Genomic DNA, 18,780 nt, shown 5'->3' on the forward strand with positions numbered 1-18,780 from the left:
GCCTGCAGGCTCTGCGTTGCCAGCCTTGTTGGCTCGGCGCCCTATCGCGATGAGGCCCCTTGTAGGACCCGGCCTCGCCGGCGAAGCTCTCGATACACACCTTCAGTTTTGCGCCCCCAGGCCGATGCAATGGCATTAGACCAATAATCCGCCTCGCCTGCCCGCAATGGAGTCACACCATGTACCGTTGGTTAGCCCAGCATCTGGGTAATGTCAGTGTCACGCTCAAACTCGGCATCGGCTTCAGCGTGGTACTGCTGCTGACCCTGGCCATCACCCTGACCGGCTGGCAGGGCCTCAATGGCATCACTACCCGCGGCGACACGCTGGGCTCAATCTCCCAGGTGCATCAGACCACCCAGGACCTGCGCATCGCCCGCCAACACTACGAGCGCACCCGCGACGCCGCCAGCGCACAGGCCGTGGAAAAATACCTCGCCGACCTCGAACGCCAACTCAAGGATGTGCAGCAACGCGTAGCCGTCGGTGAAGGCGGCAACCGCCTGCAACAACAGGCCGAAGCCGCCGAACGCTACCAGCGCGCCTTCGCCGACCTGAAGCAGACCACGCAGGCCCGTGAAACCGCGCGCGAAGCACTGGGCAACAGCGCCGACAAGGCCGCCGCCCTGCTCGCCAAGGTCGAACAAGGCCTGCTGCAAGGTGGCGACATCAACACCTTCGATAACGCCGTACAGGCCAACAAACTGCTGCAACAGGCGCGCTTCCAGGTACGCGGCTACACCTACAGCGGCAAAGCCGAGTTCCAGCAGACCGCGCTCACCGCCATCGACCAGGCCCTGGCCGTGATCCGCACACTGCCAGCCAAGGTGCCCGCCGAACATGCCGCCAGCCTCGAGGCCGCAGGCCAGGCGCTGAGTGCCTACCGCAACGCCGTGGAACAGTTCGGCCAGGCGCAGGTAGCCAGCGAGCAGGCCCTCGGGCGCATGGGCGAACAAGGCAGCGTGCTGCTGGACCTCAGCCAGCAACTGACGCAGACCCTGACCCAGCTGCGCGACGAAGAGTCCAGCCATGCCCAGTCAATGCTCGCCCTGGCCACCGGGCTGGCACTGTTCTTCGGCATCCTCGCCTCGTGGGCCATCACCCGCCAGATCGTCGTGCCGCTGCGCTACACCCTCGGCGCCGTCGACCGCATCGCCAGCGGCGATCTGCGCCAGGACCTGAAGATCGAGCGCAGCGACGAACTCGGCCAGTTGCAGCACAGCATGCAACGCATGACCGTGAACCTGCGCCAACTGATCGGCGGCATCGGCGAGGGTGTGACGCAGATCGCCAGCGCCGCCGAAGAGCTCTCGGCGGTCACCGAACAGACCAGCGCCGGGGTCAACAATCAAAAGGTCGAGACCGATCAGGTGGCCACCGCCATGAACGAGATGGCCGCCACCGTTCAGGAAGTTGCGCGCAACGCCGAGGAAGCCTCCGAAGCCGCCCTGATGGCCGACCAGCAGGCCCGCGAAGGCGACCGTGTGGTGGGTGAAGCCATCGCCCAGATCGAGCGCCTGGCCGCCGAGGTCGACCACTCCAGCGAAGCCATGGGCCAGCTCAAGGCCGAAAGCGACAAGATCGGCAGCGTGCTCGACGTGATCAAGTCGGTGGCCCAGCAGACCAACCTGCTGGCCCTCAACGCCGCCATCGAGGCGGCCCGTGCCGGTGAGGCCGGGCGCGGGTTTGCCGTGGTGGCCGACGAAGTGCGCAGCCTGGCCCAGCGCACCCAGCAGTCCACCGAAGAGATCGAGGCGCTGATCGCCGGCCTGCAGAATGGCACCCAGCAGGTCGTTACGGTGATGGACAACAGCCGCAGCCTGACCGGCAGCAGCGTCGAGCTGACGCGCCGCGCCGGCACCTCGCTGGAAACCATCACCCGCACCGTGTCGTCGATCCAGGCCATGAACCAGCAGATCGCCGCCGCCGCCGAGCAGCAGAGTGCGGTGGCCGAAGAGATCAACCGCAGCGTGATGAACGTGCGCGACGTGTCCGACCAGACCAGCGCTGCCAGCGAACAAACCGCCGCGTCCAGCGTCGAGCTGGCGCGCCTGGGCACCCACCTGCAAACCCTCGTGGCCAGGTTCAGCCTGTAAGCGAACCCCGGGCGCCACGCGCAACGCGTGGCACCCGCCCCCTATGCCCGCCCATCATTAAGGGAAATTTCCTACAGCATTTGCAGGTCCAGACCTGCGCACTCCTGCCGATGAGACCGGATTGACCGCGATTCCTTGCGTCGCGATTCATCCAATGTGCCGGAGAGCCACCATGATCCTGAACCAAATGCTGGGCAACCTGAGTATCAAGTTGAAACTGGGCCTGGGCTTTGCCCTGGTCTTGCTGCTGACGCTGGGCATCGCCCTGGTGGGCTGGGTGACCCTGGACAACCTCGCCGATCGCAGCGACAAGCTCACCGACATCGGCCGGCTCGACAAGGAAATCCAGGATGTGCGCAACGAGCGCCTGGTCTACGAGCGCAACCTGGACCCGGCCACCGGCAAACAGATGAGAAAGGAACTGGACGATGTGGCCCAGCGTATCCAGGCCCTGCAACAGCGCCTCAACGTCCCCGAGAACCTCACCCGCCTGCAGCACCAGACCGACACGCTGGCGCAGTACCGACGCCTGTTCATCGAGCTGGAACAGGTGGCGCTGAACCGTCAGCAGGCGCGCGAGCGGCTGGGCGGCAGCGCCGACCGCACCACCGCCCTGCTCGACCCACTCGAACGCACCCTGCGCGAGGCCGGCAACCTGGGTGGCTTCGCCAGCCTGATCGCGGTCAACCAGCAGATTCAGCAGGCGCGTTTTCACCTGCGCGGCTACACCTACAGCGGTCGCGCCGAATTCGAACAACCCGCACTGAGCGCCATCGACCAGGCCGCCGCCACCCTGGACGCCCTGCCCGACAAGCTGCCCGGCAACTACCGCGATACGCTGCTGGGTGCGAGCAGCGCACTGGCCGACTACCGTACTGCGGTGCTGGCGTTCGGCGCCGCGCGCCAGGCCAGTGACACCCTGCTCGCGCAGCTGGCCCTGCTGGGCGACAGCCTGCTGGTGATCAGCGATGAGCTGACCCTGTCGCAAAGCCAGCTGGTGCACACCGAAGCCGTGACCGCCCGCACCACCCTGGGCCTGGCCATCCTGTTCGCACTGCTGCTGGGGATGACGGCGGCCTGGGTCATTACCCGCCAGATCACCATCCCGCTCAACGAGACGCTGGGCATGGTCGAGCGCGTGGCGGCCGGCGACCTGGGGCACGACCTGCAGGTACAGCGTCGCGACGAGCTGGGTGATCTGCAACGCAGTACCCAGCGCATGACCGTCAGCCTGCGCCGCCTGATCGGCGGCATCGGCGAGGGTGTGACCCAGATCGCCAGCGCGGCCGAACAGCTCTCGGCCGTCACCGAGCAGACCAGCGCCGGGGTCAACAATCAAAAGGTCGAGACCGACCAGGTGGCCACCGCCATGAACCAGATGGCCGCCACGGTACAGGACGTTGCGCGCAACGCCGAACAGGCCAGCGTAGCGGCGCAGATAGCCGACCAGCAGGCCGCCGAGGGCGAGCAGGTGGTGGGCAAGGCCATCGCCGAGATCGAACGCCTGGCCGCCGCGGTCGCGCATTCCACCGAGGCAATGGGCACGCTCAAGAGCGAAAGCGACAAGATCGGCAGCGTGCTCGACGTGATCAAGTCGGTGGCCCAGCAGACCAACCTGCTGGCGCTCAACGCCGCCATCGAGGCGGCGCGCGCCGGTGAAGCCGGGCGTGGCTTCGCGGTAGTGGCCGATGAGGTACGCAGCCTGGCCCGGCGCACCCAGGAGTCCACCGAAGAGATCGAAGGCCTGATCGCCGGCCTGCACCGCGGCACCCAGGACGTGTCGGCGATCATGGACAACAGCCGCGAACTGACGGCCAGCAGCGTCGAACTGACCCGTCGCGCCGGCACGTCGCTGGACACCATCACCAGCACCGTGTCGTCGATCCAGGGCATGAACCAGCAGATTGCCACAGCGGCCGAACAACAGAGCGCTGCGGCCGAAGAGATCAACCGCAGCGTGATCAACGTACGCGACATCTGCGACCAGACCAGCGCCGCCAGCGAACAGACCGCCACCGCCAGCATCGAACTGGCGCGCCTGGGCACGCACCTGCAGACGCTGGTAAGCGCATTCAAACTTCCCACTTAAATACGGGAATTTTCCTACGACACATGCAGGTCCAGCTCTGCCGCCGATGGCCGATGAGCAGTGATGGGCGCGCCCGGTTTGACCCGGGCGCTATCGCCTAAACCTCACCGGAGATCGTCATGCTCGCACCGCTGTCTCGCTTGCTGAACAACATGAGTGTCAGGCTGAAACTGACCCTGGGCTTTGCCATTGTGTTGCTGCTTACGCTGGCAACCACCTTCGGTGGCTGGAAGGCGCTGAACGAATCGATCGACAGTTCCGAGCGCCTGTCCGAAATTGCCCGCGTCAACGATATCAGTCGTGACCTGCGTGCCGAGCGGATCACCTTCAGGGTGCTGGCCGACAGCGTGAGCCGCGATGGCATCGCCCAGGCGCTGGGCGGCCTCGACAGCCTGCTGCAGCAGATGCTGGAGCATTTCAGTGCCGCCGAGGACCGCCAGCGTGTCAGCGACAGCCTGGAGATTGTGCGCAGCTACAAGGCGGGCTTCGCCGACCTGCTGGTAGCCGTCGAGGCGCGCCAGACGCTGTTCAAGGCCCTGGAGGCCGAGGAGCAACGTCTGAGCGGTGCCACCGATGCGCTGGAGCAGCGTCTGCTGCGCAGTATCGACCCACAGCAATCGGGCGATCGCCAGAACCGGGCGCTCACACACCAGGCTGCACTGGAGCGACACCTGGACAATGCCATGCAACAGAGCCGTCTGCCGGCCTACACCTTCGAGCCGATGAGCGCCTTCGCGCACGTCGGCGCCACCTCGCTGGCGGAGGCCAGGGCCGCCATGGGCCAGCTCGACCAGGTGCTGAGCGGCCTCGGCCAGCGCAACAACCGCGAACTGCAAGCAACCGCCGCTGCACTGACGCAGTACAGCAGCGCCCTGAACCACTACGCGCAAAAGGCAATGGCCGTCGAGGCCCTGCAAAACACCCTGGAGACCCTGGGCAACCGCCTGCGCGATACCAGTCGCGTGCTCAGCGAGCGTCAGACCCTGGAACGCGACCGCGAGGCGCAGGCCGCACGCACGGTCATCAGTGCCCTGGCGGCGTTGGCGCTGCTGATCGGTGTGCTGGCGGCGTGGGTGATCACCGAACAGATCACCGCCCCCCTGAAGCTGACCCTGGCGGCAGCCCAGCGCATTGCCCAGGGCGACTTGCGCGGCGACCTGCGGGTCAGGCGACACGATGAACTGGGCCAGTTGCAGAACAGCATGCAGGCCATGAGCACGAGCCTGCGCGAGCTGATCGGCGGGATTGGCCAGGGGGCCGAGCAACTGGCGTCGGCGGTGGCCCAGCTGTCGACAGTGGCCGAGCAGACCCAGGCGGTGGTCGGCAGCCAGCGTGACGAAACCGACCAGGTGGCCACGGCAATGAACCAGATGACCGCTACCGTGCTGGAAGTGGCGCGCAATGCCGAATTTGCGTCCGAGGCGGCCACGGTGGCCGACGCGCAGTCGCGCCAGGGCGATGAGGTGGTCAACGCAGCCATCGGGCAGATCGAGCAGTTGGCCGAGCAGGTCGACCGTTCCATGGAGGCGATGCACACCCTGGCAGGCGAGAGCGAACGGATCGGCAGCATCCTGGTGGTGATCAAGTCGGTGTCGGAGCAGACCAACCTGCTGGCGCTCAATGCGGCCATCGAAGCGGCGCGGGCCGGTGAGGCCGGGCGCGGGTTTGCGGTGGTGGCCGACGAGGTGCGCGGGCTGGCCCAGCGCACCCAGCAGTCCACCGAAGAGATCGAGGCGTTGATCCAGAACCTGCACAGCGGCACGGCGCAGGTGGTGTCACTGCTCGACAGCAGCCGTGCGCTGACGCGTGACAGTGTCGAGCTGAGCCGTCGGGCAGGGGCTGCGCTGGGCCAGATCACCGCGACGGTGTCGAGCATCCAGGGCATGAACCAGCAGATCGCCACGGCCAGTGAAGAGCAGAGCTCGGTGGCCGAGGAGATCAACCGCAATGTGATGACGGTGCGCGATATTGCCGATCAGACCTCGACGGCGAGCGAGCAGACCGCGGCGTCGAGTGTGGAGCTGGCGCGACTGGGCGCGCATTTGCAGACGCTGGTGGGGCGGTTCAGCCTGTAGTGCACTTGCGGGCCTCTTCGCTGGCAAGCCAGCTCCCACAGGTTTGTCGCTGCTCTTGAGGACAGCGCAGTATTTGTGGGAGCTGGCTTGCCAGCGAAGGCCGCGCCGCGGTTACAGCACCTGGCGCAGGAACGCCTGGGCGCGCAGGTCCTTGGGCGCGGTAAAGAACTGCTCTGGCGGCGAGTCCTCCAGCAACTTGCCATGGTCGAAGAACAGCACCCGGTCCGCCACTTCGCGGGCAAAGCCCATCTCGTGGGTCACGCAGACCATGGTCATGCCTTCCAGGGCCAGGGTCTTCATCACGTCCAGCACTTCACCCACCATCTCCGGGTCCAGCGCCGAGGTCGGCTCGTCGAACAGCATCACCTTGGGGTCCATCGCCAGCGCACGGGCAATCGCCACGCGCTGCTGCTGGCCACCGGACAGGCGCGACGGGAACTCGTTGGCCTTCTGCGCGATACCGACCTTCTCCAGCAACGCCCGCGCCTTGCTCTCGCGCTCGGCCTTGCCGCGCTTGCGCACCACCTTCTGCGCCAGGCACAGGTTCTCCAGCACAGTCATGTGCGGGAACAGGTTGAAATGCTGGAACACCATGCCGACCTCACGCCGGTAGGCGTTCACGTCGGTCCTGGGGTCGGCCAGTTGCAGGCCGTCGATGGCCACGGTGCCTTCATCGAACGCCTCCAGGCCATTGAGGCAACGCAGGAAGGTCGACTTGCCCGACCCGGACGGGCCCAGCACCACCAGCACTTCACCCTTGGCCACGTGGGTGCTGACGTGATCGACCGCACGCACCACCTGCCCACGGGTGTCGAAGACTTTCACCAGATCACGGACTTCAATCACTTTGCGCAAGCCTCCGCTCGAGCCGGCTGGCGATATGCGACAGCGGCAGGTTGATCAGCAGGTACAGCCCGGCGACGCAGAACCAGATCTCGAAGGACGAGAACGAGGTGGTGATCGCTTCGCGGCCGCTCTTGGTCAGCTCGGTGATGGCGATCACCGACACCAGCGAGGTGTCCTTGACCAGGCTGATGAACTGCCCGGCCAGCGGCGGCAGCACGCGCTTGAACGCCTGCGGCAGCACCACGTGGCGCATCGACTGCCCGGCACTCAGGCCCAGCGAACGTGCCGCCTCACCCTGCCCCTTGGCAATCGACTGCACCCCGGCGCGCACGATCTCGGCCACGTAGGCACCGGTGAACAGCGCCAGCGCCGCCACCCCGGCAAACTCGCGGGACAGGTTGAGCACCGTACCGATGAAGAAGTAGAAGATGAAGATCTGCACCAGCAAGGGTGTGCCGCGTACCAGCTCGACGTACACCGTCGACAGGTCGCGCAGGGTCGGGTTGCTCGACAACCGGCAAAGGCCTGCGAACAAGCCGATCACCAGGCCCAGCACGCCGGCCGCCACGGATATCCACACGGTGGTGAACAAGCCCCAGGCCAGCGGGCCTGCCGCCCACTCGTGGGTCACGCCGATCAGGTCGCCTTCGGCCACGTCGTCGCCACGGGACAGTTGCAGGCTGGCCTGCTCGACCTCCAGCACCTGCTCGGCGCCGCTTTCGTCACGCAGGGTGACGCGAGCCATGTCGCCCTTGCGCTCGATCGCCTCCAGGGTGCCGTTCTCGGCCGCGCGCTGGGCCACTTCGGCATGGTAGGCGAAGTACTGCGGCACACGGTTCCAGCGCCACTCGTAGGAAATCACCGAGGTCGCGTAGTACAGGCTCAGCGCCAGGCCGATCAGGACCAGCGCGGTCAGCCCGTGCCAGGGCCACTGGGCTTTGTTGTGTTTGATCACGAGGGTACTTCCGTAAAAGCGAACGCGCAGGGCCAGCCTGCGCGTCGGGTTTCAAGCCGGGCCTTGGGCGGCGGCCTTATTCCATGTCCTTCTGCCAGGCGGTGTCCTTGAACCACTTGTCGTGGATTCGATCGTAGGTACCGTCATGCTTGATCTGGTGCAGGAAGTTGTTGATGAAGTTCAGGCTGTCGTAGTCGCCTTTCTTCAGGCCGAAGGCCAGCGGTTCGAAGGTGAACGGCTTGTCGAGGAACAGCAGCTTGCCGGCACCGGCCTTGTTCACCGCCACCACGTTGTAGGGCGCGTCGTAGACGAAGGCGTCGGCCTTGCCGTTGACCACGTCCATCACCGCTTCCTGCTCGTTGTCGTAGCCGTGGTACTTGGCCTTGCCGATCAGCTTCTTGGCGACCATCTCGCCCGTGGTGCCCAGCTTGGAGGTCAGGCGGTACTTCTCGTTGTTCAGGTCTTTGTAGGACTTGATCTCGTCAGCCAGTTCCTTGCGGATCAGCAGGGTCTGGCCGACCACGATGAAGGGTTCGCTGAAGTTGAGCTTGAGGTTGCGTTCCTGGGTCAGGGTCATGCCGCTGCCGATCATGTCGAACTTGTCGGTCATGAGGGCCGGGATGATGCCGTCGTAGGCGGTGGAGACCATCTCCAGCTTGACGCCCATGGACTTGGCCATGGCCTTGAGGATATCGACTTCGAAGCCGATGATCTCGCCGCGTTTGTTGGTCATCTGGAACGGCATGTAGGTAGGGTCCATGCCTACGCGCAAGGTGCCGCGCTTGACCGCGTCATCGATTGCACCGGCTGCCTGTGCGGCGTTGACCGCCACCAGTGCCGCGACGCCGATCATCAGCATCGACAGATACTTCTTCATCATCACCAGATCCCCCAGCAGTAAAACTTCGAGTTTTATTATCGGGGGGGATGCTAACGCATGGGGGGCGTTGTGGGTATCAGAAAAGGTGGTGAGGCCTTCGCTGGCAAGCCAGCTCCCACAGGTACTGCGCTGCCCTCAAGAGCAGCGATAACCTGTGGGAGCTGGCTTGCCAGCGAATGGGCCGCAAGGCGGCCCCACGGTTCACGCGCTGGCCAGGGTGGCCTGAGGCTGATGCTCCGGATGCAGCGGCAACAACGGCGAGTGCGGGTCGTTGGCCTTGGAGGCGCGCCACACATCCAGCCACGCCCGGTTGTCTTCGGCCCATACACGGCTGTGCAGGCGAGCCAGTGCGACAGGGTCGCTGAGCAGGCCCAGCCGGGTGTTGCCATCCAGGGCTGCCGGGCCCACGTCCAACGCCTTGGCGATACGCTCGGCGCGGTTGCTCTCGACCACCGCTGCGACACCATGGCGCGCCGTGGCCAAGGCACACGCCAGGGCGTTCTGCTGCGGGTCGACCACCGCCCGCACAAAACCGTCCTTCAGGGCATGCCAGCGGTTTTCATGGGTGTACTGGTCGGTTGCCAGCAGCTCATGCGGGATCGCGTATTCCTCCGGGATCAGGAACAGCTTCTCGTCCTTGGCGCGCAGGCCCAGGTTGGTGCGGCTGGAGATCACCGACACCGGGATCGACAGCATCAGCGAGCCCACGATCGGCACCAGCCACCACAGGAAGCTGGGGTTCAACCAGGCCACCAGCAGCGCCCAGCCCAGGCCCAGCAGGGTTTGCGGACCATGCCGGCGTATCGCTTCGCCCCACGGCGTGGAGTCGTCGTCACGCTGTGGCGAGTTCCAGGTCGCGGCCCAGCCGAGGAACGCGGCCAGCACGAAGCGGGTGTGGAAGATCATGCGCACCGGTGCCAGCAGCATGGAGAACAGCATCTCCAGCAGCATCGACGCGGTGACCTTGATGCGCCCACCGAACTCGGTGGCACCCTTGGCCCAGATCAGGATGATGCTCAGCAGCTTGGGCAGGAACAGCAGCACGATGGTGGTGGAGAACAGCGCGATGGCCTTTTCCGGGTGCCACTGCGGCCACAGCGGGTACAGCTGGCGCGGCTCGAGGAAGTACTGCGGCTCCATCAGCGTGTTGGTCGCCAGCAACGCGGTCGACAGCACCAGGAAGAAGAACCACAGCGGCGCCGACAGGTACGACATCACACCGGTCAGGAACACCGCACGGTGCACCGGGTGCATGCCCTTGACCAGGAACAGGCGGAAGTTCATCAGGTTGCCGTGGCACCAGCGCCGGTCGCGCTTGAGCTCGTCAAGCAGGTTGGGCGGCAACTCTTCATAGCTGCCCGGCAGGTCGTAGGCAATCCACACGCCCCAGCCGGCACGGCGCATCAGCGCGGCTTCGACGAAGTCGTGGGACAGGATCGCACCGGCGAACGCGCCCTTGCCCGGCAACGGCGCCAGGGCGCAGTGCTCGATGAAGGGTTTCATGCGGATGATCGCGTTGTGGCCCCAGTAGTGCGACTCGCCCAGTTGCCAGAAGTGCAGGCCAGCGGTGAACAGCGGGCCATACACACGCGTGGCGAACTGCTGCATGCGCGCATACAGGGTGTCCATGCCCGAGGCCTTGGGCGCGGTCTGGATGATACCGGCGTCCGGGTTGGCCTCCATCAGGCGCACCAGGCTGGTCAGGCAGTCACCGCTCATCACGCTGTCGGCGTCGAGCACCACCATGTAGCGGTAGTCGCCCCCCCAGCGACGGCAGAAGTCGTCGAGGTTGCCGCTCTTGCGCTTCACACGACGGCGGCGACGGCGGTAGAAGATGCGCCCGAAGCCCTTGGCCTCGCGGCACACCTCCAGCCAGGCCTGTTGCTCGGCAACAGCGATGTCGGTGTCGTTGGTGTCGCTGAGCACGAAGAAGTCGAAACGGTCCAGGTCACCGGTGGCCGCGACCGACTCGAAGGTCGCCCGCAGGCCGGCGAACACGCGTGGCACGTCTTCGTTGCAGATCGGCATGACGATGGCGGTGCGTGCACCGGCCTCGATCGGCTCGTTGCCGGCACTGCTGCCCGAGATCTTGTACTTGTCGCGCCCCGTGAGCAGCTCGAGGAAGCCCATCAGGGCCGTCCAGAAACCCGCCGAGACCCAGCAGAAGAGGATACCGAACAGGATCAGGATGCTGGTCTGCAGGGCATACGGCCACACCTGGGTGACGGTCTGCATGAACGATTGGTGCATCACTTCGTCGAGGTCGACAAACGACCAGCCCTGGTACGGCAGGATGCCTTTCATGTACCAGCCGGCCACGATGGTCTGGCCGAGCATCAGCGCCAGCAGGATATAGCGGCGCATCGAGCCGACCCAGCGCCAGCGTGCCTTGGGCAGCTCGCGCTGCTCAGGCGCCGGTGCATTGGTGCGGCCGGTGACCCGGCGCCAGGCGCGGATCAGGATATTGGTACGCCACGGCTCGGGGATCACCCGGGTGCGGCGGATCGGTGGCGTGGCCTTCAGGCACACGCGACCATTGCCATCGAGCACGAGCATCTCGGCCTCGTGCATTTGGGCAGCGCTGTCCAGGGTCAGGCGGCTGCCCACCGACCCCTGCACCGCGCCGTTTTCCCCGCTCGGCGGCTGCGCCGACAGGCGTCGGTGCAGCTCGCTGAACGATGAGCAGGTCGCGAGTTCCGCGCGCTGCTCGTCGCTCAAGGGAAGGTGGGCCAGGTACTCGCCAAGCGATTCTGGCCGTTCTGAAGAGTTACTCATCGGCAGGCAACTGATAGCTCCAGGTCTCGGTCAGCACCTGTTCGGTGGTGGCCGGTGCCCCGGTAGTGGAGGCCGCTTCGGCGGCGGGTGGCTGGGCAGGTTTTTCCTGCTTGGCGTGCTTGGCAACGGCCTTTTCCGGCTTGGCAGGCTCGACCGGCACGTCACGCAGCAGCGCAGCACGCATTTCGGTGGCCTTGCCCGGGTCCTTGACCTTCAGGCGCAGGGTCAGGCGCCAGCCCTTGATTTCAGGGTTGTAGCGCAGGTTGTTCTCGACCACTTCGGCGTTGTCGTCGGTGGTCACCTGGCTGCGCACATTGGCGTCTTCAGGCAGGGCGGCCAGCACCGGGCCTTCGAAGTCGACCAGGAACGCGACGCTGCCATCGGGTTGGCGGATCAGGTTGGACTGCTTGACGTCACCGGTGGAACGCAGGGTCTGCTTGACCCAGCCCAGGTTCGGCGAGTGGAACGCGGACTCGTCGATGGTCCAGTGCAGGCGGTAGTCGTACTCGAACGGCACGCCCGGCTCCGGCAGTTTTTCCGGGCTCCAGAAGGCCACGATGTTGTCGTTGGTCTCATCGGCTGTCGGGATCTCGACCAGGTCGACGGTGCCCTTGCCCCAGTCGCCGCGTGGTTCGATCCAGGTGCTTGGGCGCTTCTGGTAGTTGTCGTCGAGGTCTTCGAACTGGCTGAACTCGCGCTGACGCTGCAGCAGGCCGAAGCCGCGCGGGTTCTCCACGCTGAAGTTGCTCACGGCCAGGTGTTTCGGGTTGTTCAGCGGACGCCACAGCCATTCGCCGTTGGCGGCCTGGATCGACAGGCCCTCGGAGTCATGCAGGGCCGGACGGTAGTTCGGCACCTTGGACGGCTGGTTGCCGCCGAACAGGAACATACTGGTCAGCGGGGCGATGCCCAGGCGGCTGACATGGTCACGCAGGAACACCTTGGACTTGACGTCGACAATGGTGTCGCTGCCCGGGCGCAGGGTCAGCTTGTAGGCACCGGTGGAGCGCGGCGAGTCGAGCAGCGCGTAGATCACCAGGTGCTTGTCGGTGGCCTTGGGCTTCTCCACCCAGAATTCGGTGAAGCGCGGGAATTCCTCGCCCGACGGCAGCGCGGTGTCGATGGCCAGGCCACGCGCCGACAGGCCGTACACGTGGCCCTTGCCGACCACACGGAAGTAGCTGGCCCCCAGCAGGGTCATGATCTCGTCCTGCTTGTCGGCCTTGTTGATCGGGTACAGCACGCGAAAACCCGCGTAGCCGAGCTTGTCGGTGGCCTTGGGGTCGAACTGCACGTCACCGAAATCGAAACGGCTCGGGTCGTACTTGATCTCCTGGACCGAAGTGGCGGTCACTTCGTTGATGCGCACCGGCGTGTCGAAGTGCATACCCTGGTGGTAGAAGGACAGCTTGAACGGCGTCTTGTCCTTGGCCCACTCGGCCTTTTCCTGCAGGAAGCGGATCTTCTGGTAGTCGGCGTACTTCATGTCGCGGAACACGGCCGGCAGGTTGCTCTTGGGCGCTTCGTACTTCTGCCCGGCCAGGTCTTTGGCCTTGGCCGCTACATCGTCCAGGTTGAACGCCCAGAGCTGGCCGGCGCTGAGCAGGCACACCAGTGCAGAGGCTGCCACGAAGGCTTTGCGCAGCCGATTGCCAGGAGTTCTTGGTGCAGTAAAGGGACTAACAATCACGAGCAACCCTCGCCGAAAACAGATCAAAGAACCAACGGCCAGCGACGTATGCCGGGTTGGCGAGCACTGTTCGGACTCCGAAAGGGCACAATGATTCCCCAAACGGTTCCGGACGATGCTCAAGTCAGAGTAAAAAGGACCTGCGAACGCAGGCCCACATTTCGCGCGATTATCCAGCAGGCCGCGTTACAACGCATCAGGGCCAAGCAACTATTTATGTAAAAAACCCCCTGTTTTCATACTGACAGGGGGCTTTTTACCTTCATATTTGTAACATAAATGTTACAGGGCCATCATTGACCAGGTGCACCTGCATATCGGCACCAAAACGCCCGCTGGCGACCTGCTCGTGCTTGAGGCCTGCCTGGGCCAGCAGGTAGTCGAACAACTCGGCGCCGAGCGCCGGTGGCGCAGCACTGGAAAAGCTCGGGCGCAGGCCACTTTGGGTGTCGGCAGCCAGGGTGAACTGCGACACCAGCAGCAGGCCGCCGCCGATGTCCTTGAGCGACAGGTTCATCTTGCCCTGCGCGTCACTGAACACCCGGTAGTTGAGCAACTTGTGCAGCAGCTTGTCGGCATGCGCCGGCGTGTCGCCAGGTTCGACCGCAACCAGCACCAGCAGGCCCTGGTCGATGGCGCCGACGATTTCACCGTCTACCTCTACCCGCGCGCCACGCGCGCGTTGCAGCAACCCCTTCACGCTTCGTCCAGCGGCAGGTCCAGCAGGCGCCGGGCCATCTGGTCGGCGGCGCGTACCAGTGCGTCGGTGATGCCAGGCTCGGAGGCGGCATGGCCGGCGTCGCGGATCACCTTCAACTCGCTGTTGGGCCAGGCCTGGTGCAGTTCCCAGGCGTTGTCCAGGGGGCAGATCACGTCATAGCGGCCATGCACGATCACCGCCGGCAGGTGGGCGATGCGCGGCATGTCGCGAATCAGCTGGTCGGGCGCCAGGAAGGCGTTGTTCATGAAGTAGTGACATTCGATGCGGGCGATCGACAGCGCGCGCTGCGGCTCGGAGAAGCGGTCGACCACCAGCGGGTTGGGGCGCAGGGTGGCGGTGCGCCCTTCCCAGGTGGACCAGGCCTTGGCCGCGTGCATCTGGGCAATCTGGTCGTTGCCGGTGAGGCGCTTGTGGAAAGCCTTGACCAGATCGCCACGCTCGTCGGCCGGGATCGGCGCGATGTAGTCCTGCCAGTAGTCGGGGAACAGGCGGCTGGCACCGGCCTGGTAGAACCATTCGATTTCTTGCGGGCGGCACAGGAAGATGCCGCGCAGGATCAGGCCGTGCACGCGCTCGGGGTGGGTCTGGGCGTAGGCCAGCGCCAGGGTCGAACCCCAGGAGCCGCCGAACAGCACCCACTTGTCGATGTTCAGGTGCTTGCGGATGCGCTCGATGTCTTCGATCAGGGCCTGGGTGGTGTTGTTCTCCAGGCTCGCGTGCGGGGTGGAGCGGCCACAGCCACGCTGGTCGAAGGTGACGATGCGGTACAGGTTGGGGTCGAAATAGCAGCGGCTTTGCGCATCGCAGCCGGCACCCGGGCCGCCGTGAATGAACAGCACGGGCAGACCTTCCGGCGAACCGCTCTCATCGACATACAGTACATGCGGTGCTTCCACGGCCAGATCGTGCCGGGCGTAGGGTTTGATCTGCGGGTACAAGGTCTGCATTACGCACTCCGTGTGGGGAAATAGTCTGCCGTTGGGCATCATAAACCCGAAATGCGCTTTGAGCATGTACCTGTGTTCGGCTTTAGTGCCCCTTCGCTGGCAAGCCAGCTCCCACAGGTACAGCGCCGCCCCAGAGAGCATTGCCATTCCTGTGGGAGCTGGCTTGCCAGCGAAGGCCGCGCCGCGGTCCTATGCCGGGTAGCGCTCCCGCCCCCACCCCAGCATCGCCACCAGCATCTGCTCCAGCACCCGCTGCGTCGGCTGCGCCAGATCGTCGCGGTAGGCGAACGGCGCCACCTCTTCCATATACCTGCACTGCGCCAGCTCCAGTTGCACCGCATGCACATGCTCGGCCGGGTTGCCGTAATGCCGGGTGATATGCCCGCCCTTGAAGCGCCCGTTGAGCACATGGCTGTAGCCCTGGGCCTGGGCAGCCACCGCCTTGACCCGTTCGGCCAGCGCTGCGTCGCAGCTGGCGCCATTGAACGTGCCGATGTTGAAGTCCGGCAGCGTGCCGTCGAACAGGTGCGGGATCACCGAACGGATCGAATGCGCATCCCACAGCAGCGCATAACCGAACTGTTCACGCAGGCGCGCCAGCTCGGCAATGAGCGTGTCGTGATACGGCCGCCAGATCCCCTCCAGATAGCCTGCGCGTTCCTGCGCCGACGGTGCCAGCCCGTCCTTGAACAGCGGCTCGCCCTCGAACAGCGTGGCCGGGAACAACCCGGTGGTCGCGCCGGCATACAACGGCTGGTCGTCCTCGGGACGGTTCAGGTCGATGACGAACCGCGAATACTCCCCCACCACCACGCTCGCCCCCAGTTCACGGGCAAAATCGTACAGGCGCGGGATGTGCCAGTCGGTGTCCGGCAGGCCCGTGGCCGCGTCCACCAGCCCGGCCTCGACCGCCGGGGTCAGCTTGAGGCCGGCGTGCGGGATGCTGACCAGCAGCGGCAGCGTCCCCTGGTGAAAACTCATTACCTTGTCCATGCAACCTCCCCTCAGTCAGTCAGTTCAACGCCGTGGCGCACGATGCGTTTTTGCAGGTCGCCGCCCAGCCAGTACGCCAGGTCCGCCGGCCGCTCGATGTCCCAGGCGACGAAGTCGGCCACCTTGCCCACCTCCAGCGAACCGTGGCTGTCGCCCAGCCCAAGGGCGGTGGCGGCATGCACGGTGACACCGGCCAGGGCTTCTTCCGGGGTCATGCGCAACAAGGTGCAGGCCATGTTCAGCATCAGGCGCAACGACAACGCCGGCGACGTACCGGGGTTGAGGTCGCTGGCAATCGCGATCTTCACCCCGTGCCTGCGCAACGCGTCCATCGGCGGCAGCTGGGTTTCACGCAGAAAATAGAACGCCCCCGGCAGCAGTACCGCCACGGTCCCGGCGTTGGCCATGGCGATGGCATCGTCCTCGTCCATGAACTCCAGGTGATCGGCCGACAGCGCCTGATAGCGCGCCGCCAGGCTCGAACCGTGCAGCGACGACAGCTGTTCGGCGTGCAGCTTGACCGGCAGGCCCAGCTCGCGCGCCTTGAGGAACAGCCGCTCGACCTGCGCCGGCGAAAACGCCAGGTATTCGCAGAACGCATCCACTGCATCCACCAGCCCCTCGGCGGCCAGTGCAGGCAGCATCTGCTCGCAGACATGCTCGATGTAGTCATCCGCGCGCCCGGTGTATTCCGGTGGCAACGCATGGGCGGCCAGGCACGTGGTGCGTACCGTCAGCGCCAGTGTCTCGCCGAGCCGGCGCGCGACCCTGAGCATCTTGCCTTCGTTGGCCAGGTCCAGGCCGTAGCCGGACTTGATCTCCAGGGTGGTCACGCCATCGCGCATCAACGCCTGCACGCGGCGCAGGGCGCTGGCATACAGCTGGTCTTCGCTGGCCGCGCGGGTGGCCCGCACGGTGCTGGCGATACCGCCGCCCTGGGCGGCGATCTCGGCATAGCTGACGCCCTGCAGGCGCTGTTCGAACTCGCCGCTGCGGTTGCCGCCGAACACCGCATGGGTATGGCAGTCGATCAGCCCGGGCGTGACCCAGGCACCGCCCAGGTCGACCGTGCTGTCAGGCAAGAGATCCGGCAGCGCATGACGCGGGCCGACCCAGTCGATGCGCCCGGCGGACGTGACGATGGCCGCGTCCTCGATGATCGAGTAGGCGCCGTGCGCCATGCTTGCCACGTGGCAGTGCTGCCAGAGGGTTTTCATGCACAGTCTCCGAAGCTATTGAGGGGTCGACACCGGCTGTGTCACCGCACCGCGCGGCTTGCACCACAGCCAGTAGGCGCCGACCAGGAACACCACCCACACCACGCCGACCAGCAGCGCCGCCTGGGTGTCCGGGAAGTAACCCAGCACACCGAACACGAACAGCATGAAGGCGATGGCTGCGATAGGCCCGTACGGCCAGAACGGTACCGGGAACTTCAGTTGCGCGACTTCTTCGCGGCTCATGCTGCGACGCATGGCCACCTGGGTCACCAGGATCATCAACCACACCCACACCGTAGCAAAGGTGGCGATGGAGGCGATCAGCAGGAACACGTTCTCTGGGATCAGGTAGTTGAGCACCACGCCGCCCAGCAGCGCGGCGCCCATCACCAGCACGGTCATCCACGGCACGCCGTGGCGCGAGATCCTGGCAAAGCCCTTGGGCGCGTGGCCCTGTTCGGCCAGGCCGTACATCATGCGCCCGGCACCGAAGATGTCGCTGTTGATGGCCGATACGGCTGCCGAAATCACCACGATATTGAGCACCGTGGCCGCCGAGCCGATCCCCAGGTTGCTGAAGATCTGCACGAACGGGCTGCCCTGGCTGCCGATCTGCGGCCAGGGGTACAGGCACATCAGCACGAACAGGGTCAGCACGTAGAACAGCAGGATGCGCAGCGGGACGGCGTTGATCGCCTTGGGGATCACGCGCTGCGGGTCCTTGGCTTCACCGGCGGTGATGCCGATGATCTCGATGCCGCCGAAGGCGAACATCACCACCGCGAACGAAGCGATCAGGCCACCGACGCCGTTGGGCATGAAGCCGCCATGCTCGAACAGGTTGCTGATGCCCACCGCGTTACCTGCCTCGGCATTGGCCAGGCCGAAGGCCATGATGCCGAAGCCGGCCAGAATCATCGCGACGATCGCGCCGACCTTGAGCAGCGACAGCCAGAACTCCATCTCGCCGAACACCTTGACGTTGCACAGGTTGAGGCCGCCGATCAGGAACACGATACCCAGCACCCAGATCCAGCGCGCCACGTCGGGAAACCAGAAGCCCATGTAGATGCCGAACGCCGTGACGTCGGCCAGGCACACGATGATCATTTCAAAGGCGTAGGTCCAGCCCAGCACGAAGCCGGCCATGGGCCCCAGGTAGGTGCTGGCGTATTTGCCGAATGAGCCGGAGACAGGGTTGTGCACGGCCATTTCGCCGAGCGCGCGCATGACCATGAACACGGCCGCGCCGCCGATCAGGTAGGCCAGCAGTACCGCGGGACCGGCCATCTGGATAGCCGCGGCAGAGCCGTAGAACAGCCCGGTGCCGATGGCCGAGCCCAGTGCCATGAATCGAATATGCCGGGCCGTCAGCCCGCGCTTGAGACCTTGTGCTTGAGATTGCATTTTCGCGTTCCTGTTTTTTTTTGTAGGCGAAAAGCAGCACGAACCCGGCTGGGTTCGCGCGGCAGACGGCTGGCCTGCACGGCCAG

13 protein-coding genes and 3 pseudogenes are annotated in these 18,780 nt (G+C 65.3%); 6 read left to right on the plus strand and 10 right to left on the minus strand.

Features of this window, described 5'->3' with window-relative positions; translation table 11 throughout:
* Positions 1-179: 179 nt before the first annotated feature.
* From KUO17_RS27335 to KUO17_RS27360, 6 genes and pseudogenes are all read left to right on the plus strand, one after another.
* Positions 180-1,241: pseudogene (locus KUO17_RS27335) on the plus strand (methyl-accepting chemotaxis protein); the annotation flags it as partial.
* Between the two features lie 141 nt (positions 1,242-1,382).
* A complete protein-coding gene (locus tag KUO17_RS27340) occupies positions 1,383-2,096 on the plus strand; it encodes a methyl-accepting chemotaxis protein (protein ID WP_425274890.1) in 714 nt (237 codons plus the stop codon).
* A gap of 187 nt (positions 2,097-2,283) precedes the next feature.
* Positions 2,284-3,321 (plus strand): annotated as a pseudogene (locus KUO17_RS27345) (methyl-accepting chemotaxis protein); the annotation flags it as partial.
* Between the two features lie 144 nt (positions 3,322-3,465).
* Positions 3,466-4,185, plus strand: coding sequence for a methyl-accepting chemotaxis protein (locus tag KUO17_RS27350; protein ID WP_425274891.1), 720 nt, complete (start codon positions 3,466-3,468; stop codon positions 4,183-4,185).
* A 152-nt stretch (positions 4,186-4,337) separates the two neighbouring features.
* Positions 4,338-5,405 (plus strand): annotated as a pseudogene (locus KUO17_RS27355) (methyl-accepting chemotaxis protein); the annotation flags it as partial.
* A gap of 141 nt (positions 5,406-5,546) precedes the next feature.
* A complete protein-coding gene (locus tag KUO17_RS27360) occupies positions 5,547-6,260 on the plus strand; it encodes a methyl-accepting chemotaxis protein (protein ID WP_425274892.1) in 714 nt (237 codons plus the stop codon).
* 111 nt (positions 6,261-6,371) lie between these two features.
* Here KUO17_RS27360 and KUO17_RS22720 read toward each other — a convergent pair whose 3' ends face one another.
* The 10 genes from KUO17_RS22720 to KUO17_RS22765 all read right to left on the minus strand — a co-directional run bounded on the left by KUO17_RS22720 (position 6,372) and on the right by KUO17_RS22765 (position 18,694).
* Positions 6,372-7,106 carry an amino acid ABC transporter ATP-binding protein gene (locus tag KUO17_RS22720; RefSeq protein ID WP_217977865.1) on the minus strand — a complete coding sequence of 245 codons (735 nt, stop codon included), beginning with the start codon at positions 7,104-7,106 and terminating at the stop codon, positions 6,372-6,374.
* Entirely contained in the window at positions 7,099-8,061 is a 963-nt protein-coding gene (locus tag KUO17_RS22725) for an amino acid ABC transporter permease (RefSeq protein ID WP_217977830.1), read from the minus strand. The genes KUO17_RS22720 and KUO17_RS22725 overlap by 8 nt, the downstream gene beginning before the upstream one ends.
* Before the next feature lie 76 nt (positions 8,062-8,137).
* Complete coding sequence (locus KUO17_RS22730) at positions 8,138-8,938, minus strand: transporter substrate-binding domain-containing protein (protein WP_217977866.1); 801 nt, start codon at positions 8,936-8,938, stop codon at positions 8,138-8,140.
* 204 nt (positions 8,939-9,142) lie between these two features.
* Positions 9,143-11,716, minus strand: coding sequence for a glucans biosynthesis glucosyltransferase MdoH (mdoH, locus tag KUO17_RS22735; RefSeq protein WP_217977831.1), 2,574 nt, complete (start codon positions 11,714-11,716; stop codon positions 9,143-9,145).
* A complete protein-coding gene (locus KUO17_RS22740; protein ID WP_217977832.1) occupies positions 11,709-13,406 on the minus strand; it encodes a glucan biosynthesis protein G in 1,698 nt (565 codons plus the stop codon). Before KUO17_RS22740 ends, mdoH begins: the two co-directional genes overlap by 8 nt.
* Positions 13,407-13,668: 262 nt before the next feature.
* Positions 13,669-14,106 carry a D-aminoacyl-tRNA deacylase gene (gene dtd / locus KUO17_RS22745; protein ID WP_217977833.1) on the minus strand — a complete coding sequence of 146 codons (438 nt, stop codon included), beginning with the start codon at positions 14,104-14,106 and terminating at the stop codon, positions 13,669-13,671.
* Positions 14,103-15,074 (minus strand): prolyl aminopeptidase, encoded by a 972-nt coding sequence (pip, locus tag KUO17_RS22750; protein ID WP_217977834.1) that lies wholly within the window; start codon positions 15,072-15,074, stop codon positions 14,103-14,105. Before pip ends, dtd begins: the two co-directional genes overlap by 4 nt.
* 189 nt (positions 15,075-15,263) lie before the next feature.
* The gene (gene hutG, locus KUO17_RS22755) at positions 15,264-16,067 is read right to left on the minus strand and encodes an N-formylglutamate deformylase (RefSeq protein ID WP_217977835.1); all 804 of its coding nucleotides are present in this window, start codon (positions 16,065-16,067) and stop codon (positions 15,264-15,266) included.
* Between the two features lie 11 nt (positions 16,068-16,078).
* A complete protein-coding gene (gene hutI / locus KUO17_RS22760) occupies positions 16,079-17,284 on the minus strand; it encodes an imidazolonepropionase (protein WP_217977836.1) in 1,206 nt (401 codons plus the stop codon).
* A gap of 15 nt (positions 17,285-17,299) precedes the next feature.
* Positions 17,300-18,694, minus strand: coding sequence for an amino acid permease (locus tag KUO17_RS22765; protein WP_217977837.1), 1,395 nt, complete (start codon positions 18,692-18,694; stop codon positions 17,300-17,302).
* Positions 18,695-18,780 lie beyond the last annotated feature (86 nt).

Origin of the sequence: Pseudomonas aegrilactucae (assembly GCF_019168305.1) — a bacterium.
Lineage (GTDB): Bacteria > Pseudomonadota > Gammaproteobacteria > Pseudomonadales > Pseudomonadaceae > Aquipseudomonas > Aquipseudomonas aegrilactucae.